This window comes from Micromonospora lupini (assembly GCF_026342015.1).
Classification (GTDB): Bacteria; Actinomycetota; Actinomycetes; order Mycobacteriales; family Micromonosporaceae; genus Micromonospora; species Micromonospora lupini_B.
Map to the genome: position 1 here is coordinate 166,571 of NZ_JAPENL010000003.1, position 25,119 is coordinate 191,689.

The 25,119-nt window shown below is 71.8% G+C and carries 24 protein-coding genes; 12 read left to right on the forward strand and 12 right to left on the reverse strand.

The genetic code is table 11. The features are described from left to right. Positions 1–349 precede the first annotated feature (349 nt). The gene (abc-f, locus tag OOJ91_RS28865) at positions 350–1,987 is read left to right on the forward strand and encodes a ribosomal protection-like ABC-F family protein (RefSeq protein ID WP_266250005.1); all 1,638 of its coding nucleotides are present in this window, start codon (positions 350–352) and stop codon (positions 1,985–1,987) included. 47 nt (positions 1,988–2,034) lie between these two features. Here abc-f and dnaE read toward each other — a convergent pair whose 3' ends face one another. After that, positions 2,035–5,565 carry a DNA polymerase III subunit alpha gene (gene dnaE / locus OOJ91_RS28870; protein ID WP_266250006.1) on the reverse strand — a complete coding sequence of 1,177 codons (3,531 nt, stop codon included), beginning with the start codon at positions 5,563–5,565 and terminating at the stop codon, positions 2,035–2,037. 145 nt (positions 5,566–5,710) lie between these two features. Here dnaE and OOJ91_RS28875 point away from each other — a divergent pair, with 145 nt between their 5' ends. The 3 genes from OOJ91_RS28875 to OOJ91_RS28885 all read left to right on the forward strand — a co-directional run bounded on the left by OOJ91_RS28875 (position 5,711) and on the right by OOJ91_RS28885 (position 7,506). Further along, on the forward strand, positions 5,711–6,331 hold the full coding sequence (locus OOJ91_RS28875) for an L-threonylcarbamoyladenylate synthase (RefSeq protein WP_266250007.1): 621 nt from the start codon (positions 5,711–5,713) through the stop codon (positions 6,329–6,331). Positions 6,332–6,421: 90 nt separating this feature from the next. Beyond that, a complete protein-coding gene (locus OOJ91_RS28880) occupies positions 6,422–6,961 on the forward strand; it encodes an RNA polymerase sigma factor (RefSeq protein WP_266250008.1) in 540 nt (179 codons plus the stop codon). Further along, positions 6,958–7,506 carry a hypothetical protein gene (locus OOJ91_RS28885; protein ID WP_266250009.1) on the forward strand — a complete coding sequence of 183 codons (549 nt, stop codon included), beginning with the start codon at positions 6,958–6,960 and terminating at the stop codon, positions 7,504–7,506. The genes OOJ91_RS28880 and OOJ91_RS28885 overlap by 4 nt, the downstream gene beginning before the upstream one ends. Here the strand turns inward: OOJ91_RS28885 and OOJ91_RS28890 are convergent. Together OOJ91_RS28890 and OOJ91_RS28895 are read right to left on the reverse strand one after the other, a co-directional pair. Beyond that, a complete protein-coding gene (locus OOJ91_RS28890; protein ID WP_266250010.1) occupies positions 7,503–7,706 on the reverse strand; it encodes a hypothetical protein in 204 nt (67 codons plus the stop codon). The two genes, OOJ91_RS28885 and OOJ91_RS28890, sit on opposite strands and share 4 nt — an antisense overlap. A gap of 70 nt (positions 7,707–7,776) precedes the next feature. Then, positions 7,777–9,207 (reverse strand): serine/threonine-protein kinase, encoded by a 1,431-nt coding sequence (locus OOJ91_RS28895; protein WP_266250011.1) that lies wholly within the window; start codon positions 9,205–9,207, stop codon positions 7,777–7,779. Positions 9,208–9,329: 122 nt separating this feature from the next. On the opposite strand from OOJ91_RS28895, the gene OOJ91_RS28900 reads away from it, so the two are divergent. From OOJ91_RS28900 to OOJ91_RS28925, 6 genes are all read left to right on the forward strand, one after another. After that, positions 9,330–9,929 carry a hypothetical protein gene (locus tag OOJ91_RS28900; RefSeq protein WP_266250012.1) on the forward strand — a complete coding sequence of 200 codons (600 nt, stop codon included), beginning with the start codon at positions 9,330–9,332 and terminating at the stop codon, positions 9,927–9,929. A gap of 130 nt (positions 9,930–10,059) precedes the next feature. Continuing rightward, positions 10,060–10,401 (forward strand): PadR family transcriptional regulator, encoded by a 342-nt coding sequence (locus OOJ91_RS28905; RefSeq protein ID WP_007458189.1) that lies wholly within the window; start codon positions 10,060–10,062, stop codon positions 10,399–10,401. Continuing rightward, entirely contained in the window at positions 10,398–11,345 is a 948-nt protein-coding gene (locus OOJ91_RS28910) for a permease prefix domain 1-containing protein (protein ID WP_266250013.1), read from the forward strand. Before OOJ91_RS28905 ends, OOJ91_RS28910 begins: the two co-directional genes overlap by 4 nt. Positions 11,346–11,534: 189 nt before the next feature. Continuing rightward, positions 11,535–12,428 (forward strand): ABC transporter ATP-binding protein, encoded by an 894-nt coding sequence (locus tag OOJ91_RS28915; RefSeq protein ID WP_266250014.1) that lies wholly within the window; start codon positions 11,535–11,537, stop codon positions 12,426–12,428. After that, the gene (locus tag OOJ91_RS28920) at positions 12,425–13,486 is read left to right on the forward strand and encodes an ABC transporter permease (protein WP_266250015.1); all 1,062 of its coding nucleotides are present in this window, start codon (positions 12,425–12,427) and stop codon (positions 13,484–13,486) included. Before OOJ91_RS28915 ends, OOJ91_RS28920 begins: the two co-directional genes overlap by 4 nt. Before the next feature lie 185 nt (positions 13,487–13,671). After that, the gene (locus OOJ91_RS28925) at positions 13,672–15,468 is read left to right on the forward strand and encodes a carbohydrate binding domain-containing protein (protein WP_266250016.1); all 1,797 of its coding nucleotides are present in this window, start codon (positions 13,672–13,674) and stop codon (positions 15,466–15,468) included. A gap of 66 nt (positions 15,469–15,534) precedes the next feature. On the opposite strand, the gene OOJ91_RS28930 is transcribed toward OOJ91_RS28925, so the two are convergent. Further along, a complete protein-coding gene (locus tag OOJ91_RS28930) occupies positions 15,535–16,542 on the reverse strand; it encodes a peptidoglycan-binding protein (RefSeq protein WP_266250017.1) in 1,008 nt (335 codons plus the stop codon). 252 nt (positions 16,543–16,794) lie between these two features. Between OOJ91_RS28930 and OOJ91_RS28935 the strand changes: the two genes are divergently transcribed. Next, positions 16,795–17,799 (forward strand): RICIN domain-containing protein, encoded by a 1,005-nt coding sequence (locus tag OOJ91_RS28935; protein ID WP_266250018.1) that lies wholly within the window; start codon positions 16,795–16,797, stop codon positions 17,797–17,799. A 67-nt stretch (positions 17,800–17,866) separates the two neighbouring features. On the opposite strand, the gene OOJ91_RS28940 is transcribed toward OOJ91_RS28935, so the two are convergent. After that, the gene (locus tag OOJ91_RS28940) at positions 17,867–18,484 is read right to left on the reverse strand and encodes a DUF402 domain-containing protein (RefSeq protein WP_266250019.1); all 618 of its coding nucleotides are present in this window, start codon (positions 18,482–18,484) and stop codon (positions 17,867–17,869) included. Positions 18,485–18,615: 131 nt separating this feature from the next. Between OOJ91_RS28940 and OOJ91_RS28945 the strand changes: the two genes are divergently transcribed. Next, positions 18,616–18,852 carry a hypothetical protein gene (locus OOJ91_RS28945; protein WP_266251460.1) on the forward strand — a complete coding sequence of 79 codons (237 nt, stop codon included), beginning with the start codon at positions 18,616–18,618 and terminating at the stop codon, positions 18,850–18,852. Positions 18,853–18,952: 100 nt separating this feature from the next. Here the strand turns inward: OOJ91_RS28945 and OOJ91_RS28950 are convergent, their stop codons facing one another. The 7 genes from OOJ91_RS28950 to pgsA all read right to left on the reverse strand — a co-directional run bounded on the left by OOJ91_RS28950 (position 18,953) and on the right by pgsA (position 25,063). Then, a complete protein-coding gene (locus tag OOJ91_RS28950; protein ID WP_007458175.1) occupies positions 18,953–19,705 on the reverse strand; it encodes a YebC/PmpR family DNA-binding transcriptional regulator in 753 nt (250 codons plus the stop codon). A gap of 259 nt (positions 19,706–19,964) precedes the next feature. Beyond that, positions 19,965–20,567 (reverse strand): pyridoxal 5'-phosphate synthase glutaminase subunit PdxT, encoded by a 603-nt coding sequence (gene pdxT / locus OOJ91_RS28955; RefSeq protein ID WP_266250020.1) that lies wholly within the window; start codon positions 20,565–20,567, stop codon positions 19,965–19,967. Positions 20,568–20,569: 2 nt separating this feature from the next. Continuing rightward, positions 20,570–21,487 (reverse strand): pyridoxal 5'-phosphate synthase lyase subunit PdxS, encoded by a 918-nt coding sequence (pdxS, locus tag OOJ91_RS28960; protein ID WP_266250021.1) that lies wholly within the window; start codon positions 21,485–21,487, stop codon positions 20,570–20,572. Positions 21,488–21,691: 204 nt separating this feature from the next. Further along, positions 21,692–22,195: a hypothetical protein gene (locus tag OOJ91_RS28965; protein WP_266250022.1), complete on the reverse strand. Its 504-nt coding sequence runs from the start codon at positions 22,193–22,195 to the stop codon at positions 21,692–21,694. 82 nt (positions 22,196–22,277) lie between these two features. Next, positions 22,278–23,438 carry a glycosyltransferase family 4 protein gene (locus tag OOJ91_RS28970; protein ID WP_266250023.1) on the reverse strand — a complete coding sequence of 387 codons (1,161 nt, stop codon included), beginning with the start codon at positions 23,436–23,438 and terminating at the stop codon, positions 22,278–22,280. Between the two features lie 16 nt (positions 23,439–23,454). Then, entirely contained in the window at positions 23,455–24,384 is a 930-nt protein-coding gene (locus OOJ91_RS28975) for a phosphatidylinositol mannoside acyltransferase (RefSeq protein WP_266250024.1), read from the reverse strand. 49 nt (positions 24,385–24,433) lie between these two features. Next, positions 24,434–25,063 carry a phosphatidylinositol phosphate synthase gene (gene pgsA / locus OOJ91_RS28980; RefSeq protein ID WP_266250025.1) on the reverse strand — a complete coding sequence of 210 codons (630 nt, stop codon included), beginning with the start codon at positions 25,061–25,063 and terminating at the stop codon, positions 24,434–24,436. Positions 25,064–25,119: the final 56 nt, after the last annotated feature.

The following is a 25,119-nucleotide window of genomic DNA, read 5'->3' on the forward strand; positions in this document are numbered from 1 at the left end:
ATCCGCGCAACTTCCCCGTTGTTGCTGCCTCCGACGCGCGTGAGGCAGCAACATCCCTGATGTTGCGCGGATCTTGACGATTGGCGCCGTCGCGGCGGGGGTGGTCGGTCGGGAACTCGGTGGCGGACGGAAGATCCGTTGTTAGACTCTGCGGAGTTGGGTTGGTGGCACGACCAGGGAGACCAGACATGGCGGGTGACGACGACATCTCCGGGTGAGACCGGACATGTTCGGCCAACGGCTCGGCGCGCTTTCCGCGCAGCCGCCGTGGCCATGTCGTCGTTCCACAGGTCCCCGTTGGTCGTCGGGCGGCTCGTGCGCGCCCACCCCACCCGTTGAGGTCACTCGCATGTCTGATGCGTTCATCGTCTGCTCGAACCTGTCCTTCTCCTGGCCGGACGACACCCCGGTCTTCTCGGAGCTGTCCTTCACCGTCCCCGGCGGTCGCACCGGCCTGGTCGCGCCCAACGGCGCCGGCAAGAGCACCCTGCTGCGGCTGATCGCCGGAGAGCTGACGCCCACCGGCGGCAGCGTCACGGTCGACGGCCTGCTCGGCTACCTCCCGCAGACGCTGCCGCTGGTCGGCAACCTGACCGTGGCCCAGGTCCTCGGCGTCGCCGAGCGGATCGCGGCGCTGCACGCCATCGAGGCCGGCGACGCCGGCGAGGAACACTTTGCCACGATCGGCGACGACTGGGACATCGAGGAGCGCACCCGCGCCGAACTGGACCGCCTCGGCCTCGGTGAGCTGGCGCTCGACCGGCGGCTGCACACCCTCAGCGGTGGTCAGGTCGTCTCCCTCGGCCTGGCGGCGCAACTGCTGCGACGGCCCGACGTGCTGCTGCTCGACGAGCCGACGAACAACCTGGACCTGGAGGCTCGGCACAAGCTCTACGACGTGCTGTCCGACTGGTCCGGGTGCCTGCTGCTGGTCAGCCACGACCGGGAGCTGCTGGACCGGATGGACCGCATCGCCGAGCTGGAACGAGGCGAGATCACCTGGTACGGGGGCACCTTCACCGCGTACACCGAGGCGGTGCAGGCGGCGCGGGAGGTGGCCGAGGGCAACCTGCGCAACGCCGAGCAGGAGGTCAAGCGGGAGAAGCGGGAGATGCAGCAGGCCCGTGAGCGTGCCGACCGGCGGGCCAGCAACGCCTCCAAGAATCTGAAGAACGCCGGCCTGGCCCGGATCGTGGCCGGTGGGCTGAAGCGCAGCGCGCAGGAGTCGGCGGGCAAGGCGCAGGGGACACACTCGGCCCGTCTCGGCGAGGCCAAGGCCCGTCTCGACGAGGCCGGCCGGGCGGTACGCGACGAGGACACCATCACCGTCGACCTGCCGGACACCACAGTCCCCGCGGGACGCACGGTCTTCTCCGGCCAGGGGATGCGGGCCCGCTTCGACGATCGGGACCTGTTCGGCGGCGACGGCGCCGACCTGGTGATCAGGGGGCCGGAGCGGATCGCGCTCACCGGGGCGAACGGCGTCGGCAAGTCGACGCTGCTGCGCCTCGTCGACGGCGACCTCGAACCGGCCGGCGGCGAGATCAAACGGGCCGACGGGCGGATCGCGTACCTGTCGCAGCGGTTGGACCTGCTTGACCTCGACCGCACTGTCGCGGAGAACTTCGCCGCGTACGCGCCGAGCCTGCCGGACGCCAGGCGGATGAACCTGCTGGCCCGGTTCCTGTTCCGGGGCTCGCGGGTGAACCTGCCCGTCGGGGTGCTCTCCGGCGGCGAGCGGCTGCGCGCCACCCTCGCCTGTGTGCTCTGCGCCGAACCGGCGCCGCAACTGCTGCTGCTCGACGAGCCGACGAACAACCTGGACCTGGTGAGCGTCGCCCAACTGGAGAGCGCGCTGTCCGCGTACCAGGGAGCGTTTGTCGTGGTCAGCCACGACGAGCGGTTCCTCGCCGAGATCGGCGTGCAGCGCTGGTTGCGGCTGGCCGACGGCCAGCTGCGCGAGATCGCGGCCCCCGACCGGGGCTGAGCCGGCGTCGCGGCCCGGCCGACGCACGCCGGTCGGGCCGCGACCGGTCAGCTCACGTTGGCCGGGCCGAGGACGCTCTTCAGGTCACCCATCAGCGCGGTCGTCGCCGCCACCCGGAACGGGCCCAGCCGCAGGGTGGTGGTACGCCCGCCGTTGAGCAGCTTGATGTGCACCTCGGTGTCGCCGGGGTGCAGCACCAGGGTCTCCTTGAGCCGTTCCACGAGCGGTGGCGTGCACCTGTGCACCGGGATGGTCAGAGTGACCGGCTTGTTGGTGGCGCTGGTGCTGACGTCCGGCATGGACATGTCCATCGCCATGATCCGTGGGGTGTCGTCGCGGCGATCCACGCGGCCCTTGACGACCACGATGGCGTCCTCGGCGATGTACTGCCCGATCACCTCGTAGGTGTTGGGGAAGAACAGCGTCTCCACCCCACCGGCCAGGTCCTCCAGGGTGGCCGAGGCCCAGGCCCGCCCCTGCTTGGTGACCCGCCGCTGCACCCCGGAGAGGATGCCGGCGAGGGTGACGACAGCCCCGTCGGGGACCGCGCCCTCCTCGGCCAGGGAGGCGATTGTGGTGTCGGCCGCCGCGCCGAGGATGTGCTCCAGGCCGAACAGCGGGTGGTCGGAGACGTACAGGCCGAGCATCTCGCGCTCGAAGGCCAGCTTGTCGCGCTTGTCCCACTCGCTCTCGCTGATGACGGGCATCACAGTCGTGCTGCCGGTGTCGGCGTCGCCGAAGCCGGCGCCGAAGAGGTCGTACTGGCCGACCGCCTCCTTGCGCTTGACGTCGGCGTACGCGTCGATGGCGTCGGCGTGCACCGCGAGCAGACCCTTGCGGGGGTGCTTCAACGAGTCGAACGCCCCGGCCTTGATCAGCGATTCGATTGTCTTCTTGTTGCAGACCACCGCGTCCACCTTGGACAGGAAGTCGTAGAAGTCGGCGTAGTCCCCCTTCTCCTGGCGGCACCGCATGATCGAGGCGACCACGTTCGCGCCGACGTTGCGGACGGCCGCCAGGCCGAAGCGGATGTCCTTGCCGACCGGGGTGAACGGCCCGGCCGACGTGTTCACGTCCGGCGGCAGCACCTGGATGCGCATCCGGCGGCACTCGGACAGGTACAGCGCCATCTTGTCCTTGTCGTCACCGACGGACGTGAGCAGCCCGGCCATGTACTCGGCCGGGTAGTGCGCCTTGAGGTACGCGGTCCAGTAGGAGACCAGGCCGTACGCGGCGGAGTGCGCCTTGTTGAAGGCGTACCCGGCGAAGGGCACCAGGACGTCCCACACGGCCTGGATCGCCTCGTCGGAGTAGCCGCGCTCGCGGCAGCCGTCCCGGAACGGGATGAACTCCTTGTCGAGGATCTCCTTCTTCTTCTTACCCATCGCCCGGCGCAGCAGGTCCGCCTGACCGAGCGTGTAGCCGGCGAGGATCTGCGCGGCGCGCTGCACCTGCTCCTGGTACACGATCAGGCCGTGGGTGGGTGCCAGGATCTCCCGCAGCGGCTCCTCCAGCTCCGGGTGGATCGGCGTGATCTCCTGGAGGCCGTTCTTGCGCAGCGCGTAGTTGGTGTGCGAGTCGACGCCCATCGGGCCGGGCCGGTACAGCGCCAGGACGGCGGAGATGTCCTCGAAGTTGTCCGGCTTCATCAACCGCAGCAGCGACCGCATCGGCCCGCCGTCGAGCTGGAACACGCCCAGGGTGTCACCCCTGGCCAGCAACTCGTACGCGGCCTTGTCGTTAAGCGGCAGGCCCAGCAGGTCGAGCTTGAGGCCGTGGTTCAGCTCGATGTTCTTGACCGCGTCGTCGATGATCGTCAGGTTGCGCAGGCCGAGGAAGTCCATCTTCAGCAGCCCGAGCGACTCGCAGGTCGGGTAGTCGAACTGCGTGATGATCGCCCCGTCGGCGTCGCGGCGCATCAACGGGATGTGCTCGATGATCGGCTCGGCGGACATGATGACGCCGGCGGCGTGCACACCTGTCTGCCGGATCAGCCCCTCGATGCCCTTGGCCGTGTCGATCACCTTGCGGACGTCCGGGTCGGAGTCGTACAGGCCGCGGATCTCGCCGGCCTCAGCGTAGCGGGGGTGCTTCGGGTCGAAGATGCCGGTGAGCGGGATGTCCTTGCCCATCACGGCCGGCGGCATCGCCTTGGTGATCCGGTCGCCCACCGCGTACGGGAAGCCCAGCACCCGGGCCGAGTCCTTGATCGCGGCCTTCGCCTTGATCGTGCCGAAGGTCGCGATCTGGGCGACCTTGTCCTCACCCCACTTGTCGGTGACGTACTTGATCACCTCACCGCGCCGACGCTCGTCGAAGTCGATGTCGACATCAGGCATCGAGACGCGCTCGGGGTTGAGGAACCGCTCGAAGATCAGCCCGTGCAGGATCGGGTCCAGGTCGGTGATGCCCAACGCGTACGCGACGAGCGAGCCGGCGGCCGAGCCACGACCCGGCCCCACGGCGATGCCCTGGTTCTTCGCCCACTGGATGAAGTCGGCGACCACGAGGAAGTACGACGGGAAGCCCATCTGGTTGATGACGCCCAGCTCGTACTCGGCCTGGACGACGTGCCCCTCGGGGATGCCGTTCGGGTAGCGGCGGCCCAGCCCGACGAATGTCTCCTTGCGGAACCAGGACTCCTCGGTCTCGCCCTCGGGCACCGGGAAGCGCGGCATCAGGTTGTGGAACTCGAACATGCCCTTCGGGTCGACCTTCTCGGCCACCAGCAGGGTGTTGCGGCAACCCTGCTGCCACAGCTCCGACGAGTCCACCGCGCGCATCTGGTCGGCGCTCTTGACGAAGTAGCCGCCGCCCTCGAAACGGAACCGGTTCGGGTCGTCGATGTTGCTGCCGGTCTGTACGCAGAGCAGCACGTCGTGGGCGGTGGCCTGCGCCTCGTGGGTGTAGTGCGAGTCGTTGGTGACCACCGGCGGAATGTCGAGCTTGCGGGCGATCTCGGTGAGCCCCTCACGGACCCGGCTCTCGATGGAGAGGCCGTGATCCATGATCTCCAGGAAGTAGTTGTCCTTGCCGAAGATGTCCTGGTAGCTCGCGGCGACCTTGAGCGCCTCGTCGAACTGGCCCAGCCGCAGCCGGGTCTGCACCGCGCCGGACGGGCAGCCGGTGGTCGCCATGATCCCCTCGGCGTGCTCGGCGATCAGCTCCATGTCCATCCGGGGCCACTTGACGTAGTGCCCCTCCATGGACGCCCGCGAGTTGAGCGTGAACAGGTTCTTCAGGCCCTGCGCGTTCTTCGCCCACATGGTCTTGTGGGTGATCGCGCCGTTACCGGAGACGTCGTCGCTCTTCTGCTCCGGCCGACCCCACTTGACCCGCGCCTTGTGATAGCGCGACTCCGGCGCCACGTACGCCTCGACGCCCAGGATCGGGGTGATCCCGGCGGCCATCGCCTGGTTGTAGAAGTCGTTCGCGCCGTGCATGTTGCCGTGGTCGGTGATCGCCACCGCCGGCATGCCCAACCGGTTGGCCTCGGCGAACAGGTCCTTCAGCCGGGCCGCTCCGTCGAGCATCGAGTATTCCGTGTGCACGTGCAGATGCGCGAACGAATCGGCCATGCCTGGCGCCCCCCGGCGGTGTGGATCTAGGTGGTCGGAGCCGACCGGGACCTACCCTACCGAGGTGATCTCGGTGGCTCCACCGTCCGCGCCGAGGGTGGCGTCCGTCTCCTGATCGCATCCCGACAGGCATAGGCTCTTGCGCATGGCGAGGTACTACGACGTACACCCGGAGAACCCGCAGCCCCGGATCATCGGCCAGGTCGCCGACCTGATCCGCGGTGGCGGGCTCGTCGCGTACCCGACGGACTCCTGCTACGCGTTCGGCATCCAGTTGGGCAACCAGGACGGCCTGGACCGGATCCGCCAGATCCGCCGCCTCGACGACAGGCACCACTTCACCCTGGTCTGCCGGGACTTCGCCCAGCTCGGCCAGTTCGTGCAGATCAACAACGCGGTCTTCCGGCTGGTGAAGGCGTCCACGCCGGGCAGCTACACGTTCATCCTGCCGGCCACCAGGGAGGTGCCGCGCCGGATGCTGCACCCGCGCAAGCGCACAGTCGGTGTGCGCGTACCCCGGCACACAGTGACCCAGGCGCTGCTGGCCGAGTTGGGCGAGCCGCTGGTGTCGAGCACCCTGGCGCTGCCCGGCGAGGACGAGCCGATGACCCAGGGCTGGGAGATCAAGGAACGGCTCGACCACCAGCTCGACGCGGTGCTCGACGCCGGTGACTGCGGCAAGGAGCCGACGACGGTGATCGACCTGTCCGGGCCCGAGCCGGAGATCCTGCGCCACGGCGCGGGGGACGTCTCCCGGTTCGAGTAGCGCGGGTCGGGTGACGGACCGGAGGAGGGTCGGGCAGCGCCGACGGCCGTACGCTTGAGGATCGGCACCGGCGAGCATTGGACACCCGGCATGCCTGCTCCGGACGACCTCGACGCCCTGGCCCGCCGCGCCGCGCAGGGTGACCCCACGGCGCTGGACGCCCTGCTGGTCGCGGTGCGCCCGGAGGTGCTGCGGCTGTGCGCCCGGTTCCTGCCCAGCCGGGAGGACGCCGAGGAAGCCTGCCAGGACACGCTCCTGGCCCTGGCCGGCGGCATCACCCGGTTCGAGGGACGCTCGTCGTTCCGCACGTGGCTGCACCGGCTGACCGCCAACCGGGCCCGCTCGACCTATCGCACCCTGCGCCGCCGCTGTCGGCTGGAGGCCGGCGGCGTACCGCTGCCCGACCGGGCCGACCCGCGACGGACAAGCGTCGTCGCGGGCACCCGCCTCGACCTGCTCGACGCGTTCGACTCGGTCCACCCCGACCACGCCGAGGTGGTGGCCCTGCGCGACGTCCTCGGGCTGAGCTACCCCGAGATCGCGGCCCTGCTCGACGTCCCCGTGGGCACTGTGAAGTCCCGGTTGCACCTGGCCCGGCGGCAGGTCCGGCAGCGGCTCGGCGCGGAATGAGCCGGGCGTCGTTCCGCCGGCTCGTCGTCGTCCTCACTGCCACCGTGGGGGTGGCCGCCTGCGGCGCCGACGCCGTCGCGCCACTGCCCGTCCAACCGCCCGGCCCGACCCGTTCCGCGCCGACACCGTCCGCGATCGTCGCGGCCCCGGCGACGCCCGCGCCCACCGGGTCGCCGGCCCGACCGCCGCCGCCGACAAGCGAGCCGCCGGGCGCGGCGCCGCCCCGACCAGCCACAACAAGGGGTACGCCCCGCACGACTCCCCCGCCGACAGCCGCGACCCCGGCCTGTCAGGGCGCGGTCCGCTACGACCTGCCGCTCGCCGAGACCGAGGTCGAGCTGCTGACATCGCTCTGCTTCGCCACCGGCGCGGTGCTACGGATTCAGGGCATCGGGCCCGGGCTCGTCACCGTGGACCGCCCGGAGCTGGTCTCCCAGCAGTACGAGGCGGGCGTGGTGGACATCCGCTTCGTCCGCACGGGCACCGTCGCCGTGACGATCCCCCAGGAGGGTCGGGAGCACACCATCACCGTGGTGGTCCGCTAGCCGGTGGGTCGGCGCCGGGCCCGGAGGAACTCGGCGGCGGCGACCCCCAGCAGCACCAGACCGGCGGCGACGCTCACCGCCAGGCCGGACAGGTGCGGCGCGACCGGGGCGAGAGCGATCGTCACGACGACGCCGACGACGTGGGACAACGGCAACCGCTTCGGCGTGCGGATCGGCGCTCGACGCGTGCCGCCCGTCATCGGCTCGCCTCCTGCGCCACGGTGACAGCTTCACACCCCAGGGGTCGCCGCCGGGCGCGTTCAGCCGCACCTACCGCAGGCGCACTCCGCCGAGCAGGGTGTCCACGAAGTCTTGCCCGCTGTCCGCAGGCGGGGCGATCTGCACGTACACCAGGGCTCGTCGGGCGGGATGCAGGCCCGCCGACTCGACGATGCTCGGCCGGCCCCGGTCGCAGCGGTACGTCACCACAGTCCACTCGACGCCCGCCTGCCTGGTGGTGCGTGCCGGGGCGGGGGCGCAGTCCCCATGCGTGCGCTCGGCCAGGAACCCGGCCGGGGTGGTGCGCGCCGCCGTGGTGGCGGAGAGGCCGACGAACGCGCCGGGCAGGCGGGGATCGGCGGCCCAGCGCCGGGGCTGCGGGGACATCACCAGCGCCGGTTCCGGATCGCCGTCGGCGTCGTACTGCCCGGCCCAGGTGGCCCCCGTGGCGGACCAGCCCGGCGGCAGCGCCACGGTCAGCGGCCCTGTCGTGTACGTGCCGTCCCCGGGTCGACCCGACCCCGTGCCACCCGGTTCGGCGCCCACCCCACCCACCGCGACGACGGCCACGACAGCGGCCCCGGCCAGCCGCAAGCGGTACGGGCGGCGGGCCCCCGGCCGAGGCGACGGCGACCGTGCTCCTGGTGCCCGGGTGGGCGCGACGGGCCGTACCATCGGGTCGATCGCCCGGGTCAGCGCGGCCCGCAGGGCTGCGGCGTCGGGATAGCGGTCGGCCGGGTCGTACGCCGTCGCCCGCGCGAGCACCGCCGCCACCGCCGGTGGCACGTTCGCGCGGAGTCGAAGGTCCGGGGGCGGACCGGGCCGGGGCGGGTGCGCGTCCGGCGGATCGGCGGCCAGCAGCCGGATGCCGAGCCGGCCGAGCCCGTACACGTCGGCGCGGGTGTCGACCACGGCGCCCGGGTCGTCCTGCTCGGGGGCCATGTAACCGGGGGTGCCGGCCCGCGCGGTCAGCCCCGAGGCGGTGGCGAGCGCCTTGGCGAGGCCGAGGTCGGCGATCAGCACCTGTTCGGCGTCGGGGTCGTCCGGGCCTGCGGAGCGGAACAGGACGTTGCCCGGCGTGAGGTCACGGTGCACGACGCCGTGCCGGTGCAGCACGGCGACCCCGGCGCAGATCTCGCCCAGCAGCCGCAGCGCGCTCGGCGCGGGAAGGTCGCCGGCGGCGAGGCGGTCCCGCAGGCTGCCCCCGTCCGCCCAGGCCAGGACCGCGTACGGCCGGCCGTCGGGCAACTCACCGACGGTGTGCACCCGGATCAGCCGCTCGTGCTCCAGGCGGCGCAACAGCCGGGCCTCGTCGAGGAAACGTTCCCGGACCCGCAGGTCGTGGCTCCAGTTCTCGGCCAGCACCTTGATCGCCACACGCGCGTCGAGCACCGCGTCGTAGCCCAACCAGACCGTCGCGAACGAGCCGACGCCCAGCAGTCGCTCGATGGCGTAGGGCCCGATCCGCTGCGGAGCCGTCACCGTGTCACCCCCGGCCAGGACGGTCTCTGCACAGTAGACCGGGCCGGTCGGGAACCCGACGAACCGCTGACCCCTGCGCGGTGACTAACAGGGCAGGAGACCCATCGCCGAAGGAGCACACCATGAACCGTCCCTCGATCCTCCGCACCGCCACCGCGCTGACGCTCAGCACGCTCGTCGCGGTGACCACCGCGGGACCGGCAGCGGCGGCGCCGCTTGTCGGCGGCGCCACGTCCGCCTCGGCGGGCGGTCCGCTCGCCACCGCCGTCGGGCACAGCCACCCGCAGGTCCTCAGCGTCGGCGGCGCCGGCGTCTACCGGATCGGCGCCAGCCTGGCCGCGCTCACCGCAGCCGGCCGCATCGACTGGACCGCCCCGGGTTGCGACGGGGTGGTGCACGCCGGCGTGACCGGTTCCTGGGCCGGTGTTCTCCTCCTCGCCTTCCGCGACGGTCGACTCGTGGAGGTCGGTACGGCCACCGCACCGCCACAGTCGCCGGCCGGGGCCCAGGTCGGCATGTCCTTCGCCGAGTTGGAGGCGATCTACGGCACGCGCGGGTCGCTGATCCGCAACGACGCGGGGAACGCCGAGGCGTACCTGGTTCGCGTCGGGTCGCGGGTGGAGTTGTTCACCGGCCACCCGATCCGGCCGGGCGTGGGCTACTTCCAGGTCGGGCCGGCCAGCTTCGTCGAGCTGAACTTCCGCCAGGGCGCGGCCTGCTGATTCGGCCCGGCCGCGGGGCGTCCGGCGTCTGCCGGGCGCCCCGCGGCGCGTACCGGACCGGACAGAGGCTGGGCGGACACGATGATGTCGTAGTGGACAACACTGTGTGGCACACAGTATAGTGTGACACATGGTTAGCGAGGATGTTCTACGGACGCACCTCCAGGAGCTGCGTCGAGGCACCGTCGTGGTGGCCAGCCTGGTTGCGCTCCGCCGACCGGACTACGGCTACGCACTGCTGCAACGGCTCACCGACCACGGCTTCCCGGTCGACGCCAACACGCTCTACCCACTGCTGCGCCGCCTGGAGGACCAGGGCCTGCTGACCAGCGAGTGGAACACCGAGGAGAGCCGGCCGCGCAAGTTCTACCGGACCAGCGACGAGGGCGAGTCGATGCTGAACCGGCTCCTCGACGACCTCGCCGCCGTACAGACCTCCATCACCGGGCTGATCCAAGGAGTGGACCGATGAACACCCTGACCGACCGCTACCTTGCCGCCACCCTGCGCTCGGTGCCCGCGCAACGTCGCGACGAGATCGCCACCGAGCTGCGCGCCTCGATCGAGGACATGATCGAGGACCGGACCGGGGGCGGCGAGGACACGGCGGCCGCCGAGCGAGAGGTGCTCACCGAGCTGGGCAACCCCGACGAGCTGGCCGCCCGCTACGCCGACCGCCGGCTCCAGCTCATCGGCCCGACGTACTACCTGGTCTGGCTGCGGCTGCTGAAGCTGCTGCTCAGCTTCATCCCGGCGCTCGCCGGCACTGTCGTCGCGGTCGTCGCGGTCGCCGAGGGCAGGGGCTTCGGCGCCATCGGACCGGGCCTCGTCGTCGCCCTGCACGTGGCCGTGCACATCAGCTTCTGGCTCACCCTGACCTTCGTCCTCATCGAGCGGGCCCAGCCCACCGCCGACCTGCCCGAGTGGAACGTCGACGAGCTGCCCGACGTCCCCGCGCACCGCGGCATCTCGCTCGTCGACACCATCGCGTCGGTGGTGATGCTTGTGGTGACCATCGGCTACCTGCCGTTCCAGCACTACCAGTCCTGGGTGCACACCACCGACGGCGACAACATCCCCCTGCTCGACCCGGCGCTCTGGTCGTTCTGGCTGCCGGCGCTGATCGTCGTCCTGGTCGCCGACGTGGTGTTCGAGATCGTCAAGTACCGGATCGGGCGCTGGACCTGGCCGCTGTTCGCGGTGAAGGCGCTGCTCAACCTGGCGTTCACGGTGCCGCTGATGTGGCTGGCCCTCTCCGACGCGCTGCTCAATCCGGCCCTGGGCGAGCGGCTGACCTGGCTGGCGGACGCGGACAACCGCGGCCTCCTCAACGCCCTCATCGCGCTGGGCGCCGCCGTGGTGCTGGTGTGGGACCTGGTCGACACGGCCCTCAAGACCCGCCGCCAGGCGACCTGAGCGAACCCGTCAGACGGCGGCCCGGCGCGGACACCGCGTCGGGCAGCCGCACGTCGGCGCGCTGTCACCGCAGGTCCGTCCGGATAGCGGACGCGGCGGACGACGGGGCATCGTTCCCGGATGACCGGGGCACAGCGCGACGAGCCCGCCGGGATCGCCGGGACGACACGCTCGATCTAGCGTGTACGCGTGACCAGAACGCTTCGCCTGGACGGCGTCGACCGCAGCTTCGGCGACCGGCAGGTGCTCAAGAACGTGTCCTTCGAGGTGGCGGCAGGCCGGATGACAGGCTTCGTCGGCGCCAACGGCGCCGGCAAGACCACCACCATGCGGATCATCCTGGGTGTGCTCGCCCCCGACGCCGGCGAGGTGACCTGGGGCGGCGCGACTCTCACCAGGCAGGACCGGCGCCGCTTCGGCTACATGCCGGAGGAGCGGGGCCTGTACCCGAAGATGACCACGCGGGAGCAGGTCACCTACCTGGGTCGGTTGCACGGCCTGGACGCCCCCGCCGCCCGGCGCGCCACGGACGCGTTGCTGGAGCGGGTCGGGCTCGGCGATCGCGGCGACGATCTGCTGGAGACGCTGTCGCTGGGCAACCAGCAACGGGCCCAGATCGCCGCCGCGCTGGTGCACGACCCCGAGGTGCTGGTGCTCGACGAGCCGTTCTCCGGCCTCGATCCGTTGGCCGTCGACACGGTCGTCGCCGTGTTGCGGGAACGCGCCGCCGCCGGAGTGCCGGTGCTGTTCTCCAGCCACCAGCTCGACGTGGTGGAGCGCCTCTGCGACGACCTGGTGATCATCAACGACGGGGTGATCCGGGCCGCCGGCAGCCGCCAGCAGCTGCGCGACTCGTACACCTCGCCGCGGTTCGAGCTGGTGGTGGGGACCGACGCCGGCTGGGTGCGCGACCAGCCCGGGGTCACCCTGGTCGAGCTGGACGGCGCGCGGGCGGTCTTCGACCTGCCGGTCGGCGCCGACGAGCAGCCCGTCCTGCACGCGGCCCTCGCCCACGGCCCGGTTCGCGCCTTCCGCCCGGTCAGCCCCTCGCTCACCGAGATCTTCCGAGAGGTCACCCAGTGAACGTCACCCAGGCCACCAGGCTTGTCGCCGAACGCGAGATCCGGGTCAAGCTCCGCGACCGTACCTTCCTGTTCGGCACGCTCTTCTTCCTGGTGCTCGCCGCCGCCGGTACCATCCTGCCGCCGCTGCTCTCCGGCGGCCCGAAGAGCGTGGCCGTCACCCAGGACGCGGCCGGCCCGCTGCGCGCCGCCGGGCTCGACGTCCGGGTGGTTGCCGACGACAGTGCCGCCGAGCAGGCCGTTCGCGACGGCGACGTGGACGCCGCGGTCGTCAGTGGCCCGGCGGTGCTCGCCATGGACGAGGCCCCCGACGAGGTGGTCCGGGCGTTGAGCACCGCGCCTCCGGTGCGCCTGCTCGATCCGGACGCGGTCGACCCGGTGGTGGCGTTCCTGGTGCCGTTCGTGTTCGCGTTCGTCTTCTTCATCACCTCGCAGACCTTCGGCCTGCAGATCGCGCAGAGCGTCACCGAGGAGAAGCAGACCCGGATCGTGGAGATCCTGGTCGCGGCCGTGCCGGTACGGGCGCTGCTGGCCGGCAAGGTGATCGCCGGCGGCATCCTGGCGCTCGGGCAGATCGTGTTGATCGGTCTCGTGGCCGTCGTCGGCATGCGGATCGGCGACAGCGTGGACCTGCTCACCCTGCTCGCACCGGCGATCGGCTGGTTCGTGCCGTTCTTCCTGCTCGGCTTCGTGCTGCTGGCCGCGATGTGGGCGGCGGCCGGCGCCCTGGTCAACCGCCAGGAGGACATCGCCGGCGTGTCGACACCTGTACAGCTCGCCATCATGCTGCCGTTCGGCGCGGTGATCTTCCTGAACGACAACGCGACGGCGATGCGGGTGCTGTCGTACCTGCCGTTGTCGTCGCCCACCGCCATGCCGCTGCGGCTGTTCACCGGCGACGCGGCCGGCTGGGAGCCGATCGTGTCGCTGGTCATCCTGCTGGCCGCCGCCGGCGCCTTCCTGGCCGCCGGGGCCCGCGTCTACGAGGGATCGCTGCTGCGGACCAACGGCCGGACCTCGCTGCGCGCCGCCTGGCGGGAGCGGGAGAGCATCGGCTGACCGGCGACGCCCACGACTGACGTCGGTGTCCTGAGCGGACGCCGACGCCCGTCGCCGTCCCGGCCAGTACGGCACCGGCCCGAACGCCCGTTCGGTGGCTGTGAACAGGGAAAACACTCCTACGGTGAGCCGATCCTCACGGCAACGACCTGGTCGTCGCCTGCTCCGGACCGGAAAGGCTCTCCATGACCCCACCGATCGACAGGCTGCGCTCCGGCACCGCAGGACGCCTGCGGCGTCTGCTCAGCGTGGTGCTGGCGGTAGTGCTCACCAGCACGCTCACCACCCTCGTCCGCTCCGCGCCGGTCCACGCCGCGGCGGGCAACCTGATCCTCAACGGCACGTTCGACAACGGCAGCACCGCGCCCTGGTGGACCCGACTCGCCTCGACCAGCACCACTGTCAACGCCGGGCAACTCCGCATCCGCACCAGCGCGACGGTCGGCGCCGACGTGTGGGAGGACCTGGTCGGACACTTCGAGTTCGGGGTGACCGCCGCCCAGCCGTACCGCCTGCAGTTCGACGCCTCCGCCGACGTCAGCCGCGACGTACGCGTCTCGGTCTCCCGGGCGGACACGCCCTTCACCTCGGCCTTCGACCAGTCCGTCGCGCTCACCTCCACGATGCGCCGCTTCACCTTCGACTTCACGTCGCCGTTCGGCGATCCGAAGGCGGTGCTGCTGTTCCACTTCGGCAACCATGCCGCGTCGACGGTGCGGTTGGACAACATCTCGCTCACCCCACTGGCCATCGACCCGGCCACCGACCCGATCCTCTACTGGAACGGCATCCTGCTGGGCGCCTTCAAGGGGATGGACCTGCCACCGACCGAGCTGTCCCGCCACGCGGCCATCCTGCACGCGGCGATGCAGGACGCCGCCGTGTCGGTCACCGGCGTCGGCAACCCCTACCGGGTGCGGGTGCCGGTCAGCTATCCGGGCACGCTCGACGACGTCGTGGCACCGTCGCTGCACGCGGCCATCGACAAGGCGGCCTTCGACGTGTTGAGCACCCTGTACCCGAGCCGGCGCACGACCTTCGTGGCTGCCTACGGCACGGCCGTGACGCGGCGACCGTCCGGCGTGAACAGCGCGGAGGTCGCGCGCGGCGAGACGGTCGGCGCCGCGGCCGCCGCCGCGAACCTCCAGGCCCGTGCCAACGACGGCTCCAGCACCACCGGCGGATACACGTTGGACGGGGTCGACGGCTCCTGGCGGCCTACCGACCAAAAGCCCGCGGTCAGCCCGAACTGGGGGCGCGTCACCCCGTTCGCGTTGACGGCGGGCGACCAGTTCCGACCCGGCCTGCCGGCCGGCGCGTCCGACTACGCGGACCTGCTCGCCAGGAACGAATACCGCGAGCAGGTCGAGGAGGTCCGCACCCTGGGCGGCAAGACGTCGTCGCAGCGCACCACGGAACAGACGCAGATCGCGTTCTTCTGGGCCAACGACCTGCCCGTGACCTACCGACCACCGGGCCAACTCTTCGCGCACACCCGGATCGTGTCGGAGCAGCGGAAACTCGGCATCCTTGCCAACGCCCGCCTGTTCGGCCTCGTCGCCCTGGCCCTCGCCGACGCCGCGATCGCCGCCTGGGACGCCAAGTACCTGACGACTATCGATCTGTGGCGGCCGGAGACCGCCATCGGCAACGGTTGGCAGCCGCTGTCGCAGGATGAGGCCGGGGTCTCGTTCTCACCTGCCTTCCCCGCGTACATCTCCGGGCACGCCACCTTCGCCGGCGCCTGGGCGGCGGTGATGAAGGGCTTCTTCGGCACCAACGCCATCGCCTTCGACGCCACCACCGACGACCCGCACGCCCGGGGGGTCGTCCGACACATGAGCGGCTTCGACGAGGCCGCCTGGGAGAACGCGCTCAGCCGGATCTACCTGGGCGTGCACTACCGCTTCGACGCGGTGGCCGGCATGGCCACAGGCAATTCCGTCGGCGCGTACGTCTTCGCCACCCGGCTGCGACCGTGAGTCGTCCGCCGGCCTGAAGGGGGCTCCCCGCCCGGTCTGCCGACCTGGGCGGGGAGCGGCGTCCGATCAGGGTGACGGCGGGCAGTGCCAGTGACCGAAGTCGCCGGTACGCGACCAGACGTCCCGCGCCGCGGCGATGTTCCAGCCCGCGTCCAGGGCGGTCCGACGGTCGACGCCGCGCCTCGACAGCTCCATGTCGCTGAACTGGAACAGACCCCAGCGGCGCGACCCGTCGGCCATCACCTCCACCCGCAGCGGGTCCAACCCGGACAGGCACCGCGCAAGCCGCACCGCCTCGGCCGGGTCCTGGGCGAAGGTCTCCCGCAGGGAGACGCTGACGCGGTTCTCCGGCCACCTGACCGGCAGCACCGGGTCACCTGACAGGGCGTCGAGGACCGCCTGGTCCACAGTGCCGCTCACCGACAGGCCGGCCATCGCCTGGAAGGCGATCACCCGGCTGGTCGTGTCCGGGCCGAACCAACCGTCCACGGGGACCTGCAACCCGCTGTCGACCAGACGCTCCTGCAGATCCAGCACACAGGGGCCGTACATGCCCTGGCGGAGGACGAGCGGGCAGGCGGTGCCCGACGCGGACGTCGTGGCCTCACCACGCGGCAGCAGCGCCCCGACCGTCAACGCGCCGACCAGGGCGAGCGCCCCCATCCGCAGCCGTCGACGTGCCGGTCGGGCCACCCGACGCCTGTCAGCAGGTGTCCGACGTGTGCCGTCCGGCTCGGCAGACGTCGGGTCGGGTGGCGTCGGCTCGTCCTCCCGGCGCGCCGGCTCGCTGAGCCGGGCCTCGACCTCGCGGCGCAGGCCGACCCACCGCTCGATGTCCGCTGCCGGAGTGCCGCAGGCGGCGAGCAACGCCACGACTGTCCGCTCACGGGGCAGGGTGTTCCGCCCCAGCATCGTGGCGAGGGTGCTCGGAGGCAGCCAGTGCCCGGCCGCCGAGGCCCGGCGCGAGATCTCCCGGTACGTCAGGCCGGAGCGTCGTCGTACGTCCCGAAGTGACACCACGAACTCCCCCGCCGTGGTCACCTGCGGCACCCGATCCCGGGCAGCGTCAATCATCGGATCCCCCGCGTCGTCGATGTGGTCAGGCCCGGACCGGCGCCGGCCGGAGCCCGTCCACCGGTACGCCGGTCAGTGGCGCGGCCGTTGGGAAAAACGCTAGATAACCGGGTGGTCGGAGACAATGCCCTGGTCGGGGCGCCGCAGTGTCCGAGCAGCTCAGGGCCTTCTGTCCGGGTCTTGTCCGACCATCTCGGACAGACGCCGCACGGTGCCTTGCACCGGGGGGCGTGGGGTCGGGAGAATCAGATGATGACCACGGGGGATCTACGACCGGGCGAGGCGGCCGACCCGGCCGAGTTCGTCGACCTGCTGCGCCACCTGAAGGACCGGTCCCGGCTGACGTTCCGGCAACTGGAACAACACGCCGTCGCGGCCGGCGACGTGCTGGCCCGCAGCACCGCCGCCGACGTCCTGCGCCGGTCCACCCTGCCGCGCCCCGAGGTGCTGGCGGCGTTCGTACGCGCCTGCGGCGCGGGCGACCAGGTCGACGAGTGGCTGCGGGCACGGGACCGGCTCGCCGCCGGCGGGTACGCCGCGCCCGCTGCGTTCGCGACCGCGCCGCCGACGAGCGCGGGCGACGTGTTGACAGGCGGCCCCGACGAGGCACGGTCGTGGTGGTTCGCCCGACCCGCGCCGCTGGCGGCGTTCGTCGCCGTCGCCGTGCTGGCCGCGTTCGGCACCTGGTTCCTGTGGCCCGACGACGACGAACAACGGACGGCGGAGAAGCCGGCCGCCACCTCGACGGCCACGCCGGGTGGCAGCGCCTCGGCCAGTGGCACCGGCACGCCGCCGGCCGGTGGCCGGAGCCGGATCCGTCCCGCCCAAGCCCCGCAGCTCTGCATCAGCGAGGGGCGCGACCGCAGCGGCGGCTACAAAGATGCGGTCGCGGTGCAGCGCCCCTGCGCCGGCGCCACCCCACCGGAGACGTACCTGGTGCCGGTCGCCGATTACCTCTACTTCGTGAAGTGGGAGCATCCGGTGCACGGGGCGGGCTGCCTCACCGTCCGGCAGGGCGATCCCGGCCGCAACCTGATCGAGCCCCGGAACAAGTGCAGCGCCGACACCGCCGAGCAGCTGTTCCGCTTCGAACCGACCGGGGCGGCGCCGGACGCGTACCGTCTCCGCCCGTCGGACAGCGACCTGTGCGTGGGCATCCAGGACGACGCCAGCGAGGTGCCGGCCGAAGCGGCGGCCGAGCCGTGCACAGGTCAACCCGACCAGGTGTTCCTCGTCGACGCGGTGCCGGAGGGCTGACGCCCCGCCGGTCACACGTGCCACGGCCCGCACCGCCCGGCACGGCCCGCACGGCCGCCGCTCGTCGTCAGCGGGCGGGCACCGCGGCCCAGCCGGCGGGCAGCCGGGGCGCCGGCCAGGCCGGGTCGGGTTGCCACCGCGCCCACGCCGGGTCCCACCAGCGCTGCCCCGCGTCGAGCAGGGCGGCGATCCGGTCACCCTCGCCGCGGATCGCGTCCGCCATGCCCGGGTAGCGCCCCTCGACCAGGCGCTTGGCGAACATCTCGACGTCCTTCCAGACGTACCTGTCGTCGTCCGCGCCCCACCACAGGTCCAGCTCGTGGTCAAGCGTGTCCACCCCGATCGGGGTACGCCGCAGCGGATCCTGCAGGTTGAAGTACCAGCCGGCGAAGTCGCGCTGCGGGCCCGTCCAGAACACGTCCACCGAGTGCGCCTCGCCCGGCCGGTGCAGCATCAACTTGCCGTGCCCCGACCAGGAGCGGTGACCTGCCGTCTCCCACGGGTGCCGCCCACAGGGGAATTCGCCGTCGGTGGGGAAGCCGAACTCCGCCCCCGGCGGGAGGTACAGGGCGAGCAGGTCGGACGAGTCCTCGACGCAGATCGTCGGGCAGCCGAACCAGACCTCGCCCCGCAGGATCTCGCGCCGGACGACCACGTCACCCAACGCGAATCGGCGTCCCACCATCTCCCCGGAACCTCCTCGTTCGTCCCCGAGGAAGCGTACGGCCCGGTCACGGCCGCTCGACGACGGCGCGCGTGATCGAGTCGATCACGCGTTGGTGCTCAGGGCGTGGCGCGACCGGAAGTCCGGCGACCGTGCGGGCGGGTGACCTCTTTCAGGTCACCCGCGCGGCGCGTATCCAGTTCAGCCGGCCGATCCTGTTCCGCGTCATCCGCGTTCTCGACCGGCCAATCTATGACGGGTGGGTCTGGCTCGACGGCTACGAGGTGGGGCCGAGACTGGACGCGATCGCCCGCCGGTCGATCTTCGTGCGGCCCGCCGGACTACGGCCGGTGGCACCGGTGGTCCCGCCACGATCGAGGGCACGCTGACACACGTCAGGTCGCCGATGTGGGGGCAACCGCTCGCGCGGACACCCCCACATCGGCGACCTGGTGTGGATCACGCTGAACGGGCCGGACGGCCCGGACCTCAGGCGTCGACGGCTGCCATCACGTCGTCGCTGACGTCGAAGTTCGCGTAGACGTTCTGCACGTCGTCGCAGTCCTCCAGGACGTCGATCAGCTTGAAGATCTTGCGGGCGCCCTCTTCGTCAAGCGGCACGTTCATGCTGGGCACGAGGGAGGACTCGGCCGACTCGTACTCGATGCCGGCGTCCTGCAGCGCGGTCCGCACCGGAATCAGGTCGGTCGGCTCGGAGACCACCTCGTACGCCTCACCGAGGTCGTTGACCTCCTCGGCACCGGCGTCGAGGACCGCCATCATGACGTCGTCCTCGCTGGTGCCCTCCTTGGGCACGATCACCACGCCCTTGCGGGAGAACATGTACGACACCGAGCCGGCGTCGGCAAGCGAGCCGCCGTTGCGGGTGAGGGCGGTGCGCACCTCGGTCGCGGCCCGGTTGCGGTTGTCGGTGAGGCACTCGATGAGCATCGCCACGCCGTTGGGGCCGTAGCCCTCGTACATGATGGTCTGCCAGTCGGCGCCGCCGGCCTCCAGGCCGGAGCCGCGCTTGACCGCGCGGTCGATGTTGTCGTTGGGAACGGAGCTCTTCTTCGCCTTCTGGATGGCGTCGAAAAGCGTCGGGTTACCGGACGGGTCGCCGCCGCCGGTGCGCGCGGCCACCTCGACGTTCTTGATCAGCTTGGCGAACATCTTGCCGCGCTTGGCGTCGATGACGGCCTTCTTGTGCTTGGTCGTCGCCCACTTTGAGTGGCCGGACATCTTCTACCTCCGTCTGTCATTGCACGCCTGCGTCGACTGCCGCACCGATTCCGCGCCGCATCCGGCGATCCGGCGGCCGGTCGGCCCCGCGGGAAGTGCCGCGCCGGGCGACGGCCCTGCCGAACCGCGGCAATCTTACCGAGGTCACGCCGCGCCATGTCACACCCGGGACCTGCCCGGGGCGCCGAAACGGCGCAGGGCCCGCCCAGGACCAACGATCGGGGGCCGGGATCCATGCCCTTCCGCCCGCGTCCGCCGCTCAGGCGGCCCGCACCAGCTCCACGAAGTACGCGTGTACGCGCAGGTCACCTGTCAGCTCCGGGTGGAACGAGGTGGCCAGCAGGTTGCCCTGGCGCACCGCCACGATCCGCTCGGCGGCCGGGCCGCCGGTCACCTTCCCGATCACCTGGACGGCCGCGCCGACGCGCTCGACCCACGGCGCGCGGATGAACACCGCGTGGAACGGCTCCCCCGGCACACCGGCGATCTCCACCGGCGCCTCGAACGAGTCGACCTGCCGGCCGAACGCGTTACGCCGTACCGTCATCTCGATGCCTGCGAAGCCACGCTGGTCGGCCCGGCCGTCCAGCACCTCGGTGGCCAGCATGATCATGCCGGCGCAGGAGCCGTAGACCGGCATGCCGTCGGCGATCCGCTTGTCGATCGGCTCGCGCATCTCGAAGATGTCGGCGAGCTTGCTGATGGTGGTGGACTCGCCCCCCGGGAGCACCAACCCGTCGACCGCGTCCAGCTCGCTCGGGCGGCGCACCGGGCGGGCATCCGCGCCCGCCGCGGCCAGCGCCGCCACGTGCTCCCGGACGTCACCCTGAAGCGCGAGCACACCGATGGTGGGGCGGTTCATGCTCACCAACCGCGCTCGGCCAGGCGGTGCGGCTGCGGGATCTCGTCGACGTTGATGCCGACCATCGCCTCACCCAGACCCCGGGAGACCTTCGCCAGCACGTCCGGGTCGTCGTGGAAGGTGGTGGCCTTGACGATCGCGGCGGCCCGCTGAGCCGGGTTGCCGGCCTTGAAGATGCCGGAGCCGACGAAGACGCCCTCCGCGCCGAGCTGCATCATCATCGCCGCGTCGGCGGGCGTGGCGATCCCGCCGGCGGTGAACAGCACCACGGGCAGCTTGCCGCTCTCGGCGACCTCCTTGACCAGCTCGTACGGGGCCTGCAGCTCCTTGGCCGCGACGTACAGCTCGTCGGCCGGCAGCGAGGCCAGCCGGGCGATCTCCTGACGAATCCTGCGCATGTGGGTGGTGGCGTTGGAGACGTCACCGGTGCCCGCCTCGCCCTTGGAGCGGATCATGGCCGCGCCCTCGGTGATCCGGCGCAGCGCCTCGCCCAGGTTTGTCGCGCCACAGACGAAGGGCACCGTGAAGGCCCACTTGTCGATGTGGTTCGCGTAGTCGGCCGGGGTCAGCACCTCGGACTCGTCGACATAGTCCACGCCGAGCGACTGGAGGATCCGCGCCTCCACGAAGTGCCCGATCCGGGCCTTGGCCATCACCGGGATGGACACCGCCTCGATGATCCCGTCGATCATGTCGGGGTCGCTCATCCGGGACACCCCGCCCTGCGCGCGGATGTCGGCGGGCACCCGCTCCAGGGCCATCACCGCGACCGCGCCGGCGTCCTCGGCGATCTTGGCCTGCTCGGCGTTGACGACGTCCATGATCACGCCGCCCTTGAGCATCTCGGCCATGCCCCGCTTCACGCGGGCCGTGCCGACGACGGGGGCGGTGCCGGTGGTCGAGGCGGTGTTTTCGGACACGGGTCATCGCTCCTTGGACGTGCGGTGAGGGTGGCAGCGAAAATGCTACGCACTACTCAACGCCGCGCCGACAGCCAATCAGACCCCCGGTGGCCTGCACTGTGGCCCTGCTCACCGCCGCGCCGGCCCCGCCGTTCAGCCCGCGCCGGCCCCGCCGGTCAGCTTGCGCCGGCCCCGCCGGTCAGCTTGCGCCGGCCAGTTCGGTCAGCCGGCCGGGACGTCCGCCGGCACGACGAGCGTCGGGTCGTCGATGTCGAAGTAGCGCGGCCACTCCCGGCCCCGCCCCATCCGCAACACCCGCACCAGCGGACGACTACGTGCCGAGCGGGCGTCGCGAACCAGGTCGGTGTGCACCTGTCGGGACAGCGCGAGACGGCGGCTCGCCGCGATGACAGCCGTGCAGTCCGGATCGGCCGGGTCCAGCCGTACCGAGCGCAACTGCCAGGTCAGGTCGTTCTCGGCCGCCTCCCGCTCCTGTGGCGGAGCGTCAAGCGCGATCCGGGCCGCCGCGTACAGCTCGACCCCGAAACGCCGCTCCGCCAGGACCGCGGCGGCCGCCGCCCGGCGCAGCAGGTGGGCGTCGAGGGCCCGCGCCGCCAGCTCCGCGCGGCCCTGCAGCCGCTCGACCCGGCCGGCGGTCCAGATGAGGTACGCCGCAAGCACCCCCACGAGCACACTCGCGGCCACCACCCACCACATGTGCGGCATCGTAGTGCTGCTCCGTTTCTCCTCCGTTGCGCGCGCCCGCGCCGGTCACCGGCGTCACCAGCCGCACCATCCGTCCCCCGGATCAGCCCAGCCCCACCCACTCCTGGTCGATGACCCGCCCGTCGGTCGCCTCGATCGCCGCTGCGTATACCTCCAGAACACGCCGCGCAACCACCGGCCAGTCGAAATTCGCCACCACCTGATCGCCGCAGGCGCTCAGCGCAACCCGCCCGGCCGGATCGTCGAGCAGCTCGGACAGGGCGTCGCGCAGCCCCACCGCGTCCCCGGTCGGGAACAGCCGCCCCGCCCGTCCGCCGTCCAGCACCCGGCGGAACGCGTCCAGGTCACTCGCCACGACAGTGGTCCCGGCGGCCAGCGCCTCGGTGAGGATCATCCCGAACGACTCGCCGCCGGTGTTCGGCGCCACGTACAGGTGCACGCTGCGCAGCATCCGGGCCTTGTCCGCCTCGGAGACCAGACCGAGGAACGTCACCCGCTCCCGCAGCGCGGCCGGGAACTGGTCGTACAGGTCGTCCGGGTCGCCCGGTCCGGCGACCAGCAGCCGCAGCCCCGGGCGGGTCGCCGCCAGCGCCACGAAGGCGTCCCGCAGCACCGGGAAGCCCTTGCGCGCCTCCGTGAAGCGCCCCAGGAAGCCCAGCGTGCCGCCGACGCCCGGCCCGCACTCCCCCGGCCAGTCCGGCAGCGGCTCGGCGTCCGCGAACTTCGCCACCGCCACCCCGTTGGGGATCTCCACCGCGCCGCCGTCCATGTGCTCGACCTGCACCTTCCGGGCCAGCGCGCTCACCGCGATCCGGGCGGTGATCCGCTCCAACACGATCTGCAGCACGCCCTGCGCGGCGGCCAGCACCCGCGAACGGGTCATCGCCGTGTGGAACGTGGCCACCACCGGCCCCCGTGCGGAGAGCACCGCCAGCAGCGACAGGCTCAACGTCAGCGGCTCGTGCACGTGCAGCACGTCGAAGTCACCGTTGGTGAGCCAGCGCCGGACCCGGGCCGTGGAGACCGGGCCGAACGCGATCCGGGCCACCGACCCGTTGTACGGCAGCGGCACCGCCCGGCCGGCGGACACCACGTACGCCGGCAGCGGGGAGTCCTCGTCGGCGGGCGCGAGCACGCTTACCTCGTGCCCGAGGGTGATCAGCGCCTCCGCGAGGTCCATGACGTGGTTCTGCACCCCGCCGGGAACGTCGAAGGAGTACGGGCAGACGATGCCGATCCGCACGCGTCAGCCACCCCCTTCAGGACCGGCCCGGGGCCGGTGCCGACAACTCCGCGCCCCCCGCGCCACGCTGGTCCAGCCACATCCGCTGCAACATGTGCCAGTCTTCCGGATGCCGGGCGATACCCGCCGCCAGACCGTCGGCGATCAGCTGGGTCAGCGACCGGGCACGCTGGTCCAGAGGCCCCGTCTCGGGCCCCGGCACCGGCAGCGGACCACTGAGCGAGGCGCACGCCGCGTCCTGCTCGTACCACATCGAGGCCACGTACAGCGGCGCTCCGGTGTGCAGCGCGAGCAGCGCCGGTCCGGCCGGCATACGGGTCTTCCCACCGAAGAAGTCGACCTCCACCCCCCGGGCGGAGAGGTCCCGGTCGGCCAGCAACGGCACCACCGCACCGGCACGTAGCCGGTCCAGCAGCACGTCGAACGCCGGACGTGACCCGCCGCGGTTCGGCAGGATCTCCATCCCCAGGGCCTCCCGGAAGGCCATGAAACGCTTGTACATCCCCTCCGACGCGAGCCGCTCCGCGACAGTGGTGATCGGCCAGCCGGTGGCCGCCACCCAGGCGCCCGCGGCGTCCCAGTTACCGGCGTGCGGCAGCGCCACCACGGCGCCCCGGCCGGCGGCCACGTCGGCGGCGAGCAACTCCGCGCCGTCGAGTCGGAAGCCGGCAAGGATCTGCGCCCGACTCAACGCGGGGAGCCGGAACGCCTCCATCCAGTACCTGGCGTACGAGCGGAGCCCACGCTTGACGAGATCGTCCAGCTCGGCCTCGGGCAGCTCCGGGCCGACCACCCGGCGCAGGTTCGCGCGCAGTCGGGCCGTACTCCCGCCGGGGCGTCGGTGGGCGCGGTCCGCGCCCGCCCGGAAAGCCGCCGCCACCAGCGGCCGGGGTAGCGCACGGACCACCCGCCAGCCGGCGACGTAGCCAAGCTCGGTGAGGTTCACGCGGCCCGGCCGCCGGTCGTTCGGCGGGCCGGCCGCGTGGCGACCGCGCTCACGCCTGACCGTCCGGCTGGAGTTGCTGGGCCTGGCGGTAGACGTGCGCCATCCGCTGCCCCACCGTGAAGATCGAGATGGCGGCGAGCAGCCAGAGCGCGATCTCCAGCGCCGGCTTCACGCCGACACCGGTGAGGATCCCGCCGACCCCGACGATCAGCAGCCGCTCGGTGCGCTCGGCGATGCCCACGTTGCAGGTCATGCCGAGCCCCTCGGCACGCGCCTTCACGTAGGAGACCAGACTGCCGGCGGCAAGGCAGATCAGCGCGGCGGCCACCCCGGAGTGGTCACCCCGCGTGGCCAGCCAGTACGCGACCGCGCCGAAGACCGCGCTGTCGGCGACCCGATCCATGCTCGAGTCGAGGAACGCGCCGAACCTGGTGGAGCCGCCGCTCATCCGGGCCATCGTCCCGTCGAGCAGGTCGGTGAGCGCGAAAAAAGTTACGATCAACGCGCCCGCGACCAGGTGGCCGCGAGCACCGAAGCCGAGCGCGCCGACGAGCACACCAACGGTGCCCGCGACGGTGACGGCATTGGGAGTGACGCCCGCGCGCAGAAGGGCACGGGCAATCGGCTCGACGACGCGGGTCATCCCCGCGCGGGCCGACACTTGGAAGATCTTCGCCATGGCGGTCCCCACGATAACGGTCCGCCCAGGTCCGCCGATACGGCCGCCCCTCCGAC

Excerpts from the sequence above, each read along its gene's own strand:
- abc-f (WP_266250005.1), top strand. The coding sequence starts at position 350 with ATGTCTGATGCGTTCATCGTCTGCTCGAACCTGTCCTTCTCCTGGCCG.
- dnaE (WP_266250006.1), bottom strand. The coding sequence starts at position 5,565 with ATGGCCGATTCGTTCGCGCATCTGCACGTGCACACGGAATACTCGATG.
- OOJ91_RS28875 (WP_266250007.1), top strand. The coding sequence starts at position 5,711 with ATGGCGAGGTACTACGACGTACACCCGGAGAACCCGCAGCCCCGGATC.
- OOJ91_RS28880 (WP_266250008.1), top strand. The coding sequence starts at position 6,422 with ATGCCTGCTCCGGACGACCTCGACGCCCTGGCCCGCCGCGCCGCGCAG.
- OOJ91_RS28885 (WP_266250009.1), top strand. The coding sequence starts at position 6,958 with ATGAGCCGGGCGTCGTTCCGCCGGCTCGTCGTCGTCCTCACTGCCACC.
- OOJ91_RS28890 (WP_266250010.1), bottom strand. The coding sequence starts at position 7,706 with ATGACGGGCGGCACGCGTCGAGCGCCGATCCGCACGCCGAAGCGGTTG.
- OOJ91_RS28900 (WP_266250012.1), top strand. The coding sequence starts at position 9,330 with ATGAACCGTCCCTCGATCCTCCGCACCGCCACCGCGCTGACGCTCAGC.
- OOJ91_RS28905 (WP_007458189.1), top strand. The coding sequence starts at position 10,060 with ATGGTTAGCGAGGATGTTCTACGGACGCACCTCCAGGAGCTGCGTCGA.
- OOJ91_RS28910 (WP_266250013.1), top strand. The coding sequence starts at position 10,398 with ATGAACACCCTGACCGACCGCTACCTTGCCGCCACCCTGCGCTCGGTG.
- OOJ91_RS28925 (WP_266250016.1), top strand. The coding sequence starts at position 13,672 with ATGACCCCACCGATCGACAGGCTGCGCTCCGGCACCGCAGGACGCCTG.
- OOJ91_RS28930 (WP_266250017.1), bottom strand. The coding sequence starts at position 16,542 with ATGATTGACGCTGCCCGGGATCGGGTGCCGCAGGTGACCACGGCGGGG.
- OOJ91_RS28935 (WP_266250018.1), top strand. The coding sequence starts at position 16,795 with ATGACCACGGGGGATCTACGACCGGGCGAGGCGGCCGACCCGGCCGAG.
- OOJ91_RS28940 (WP_266250019.1), bottom strand. The coding sequence starts at position 18,484 with ATGGTGGGACGCCGATTCGCGTTGGGTGACGTGGTCGTCCGGCGCGAG.
- OOJ91_RS28950 (WP_007458175.1), bottom strand. The coding sequence starts at position 19,705 with ATGTCCGGCCACTCAAAGTGGGCGACGACCAAGCACAAGAAGGCCGTC.
- pdxT (WP_266250020.1), bottom strand. The coding sequence starts at position 20,567 with ATGAACCGCCCCACCATCGGTGTGCTCGCGCTTCAGGGTGACGTCCGG.
- OOJ91_RS28965 (WP_266250022.1), bottom strand. The coding sequence starts at position 22,195 with ATGCCGCACATGTGGTGGGTGGTGGCCGCGAGTGTGCTCGTGGGGGTG.
- pgsA (WP_266250025.1), bottom strand. The coding sequence starts at position 25,063 with ATGGCGAAGATCTTCCAAGTGTCGGCCCGCGCGGGGATGACCCGCGTC.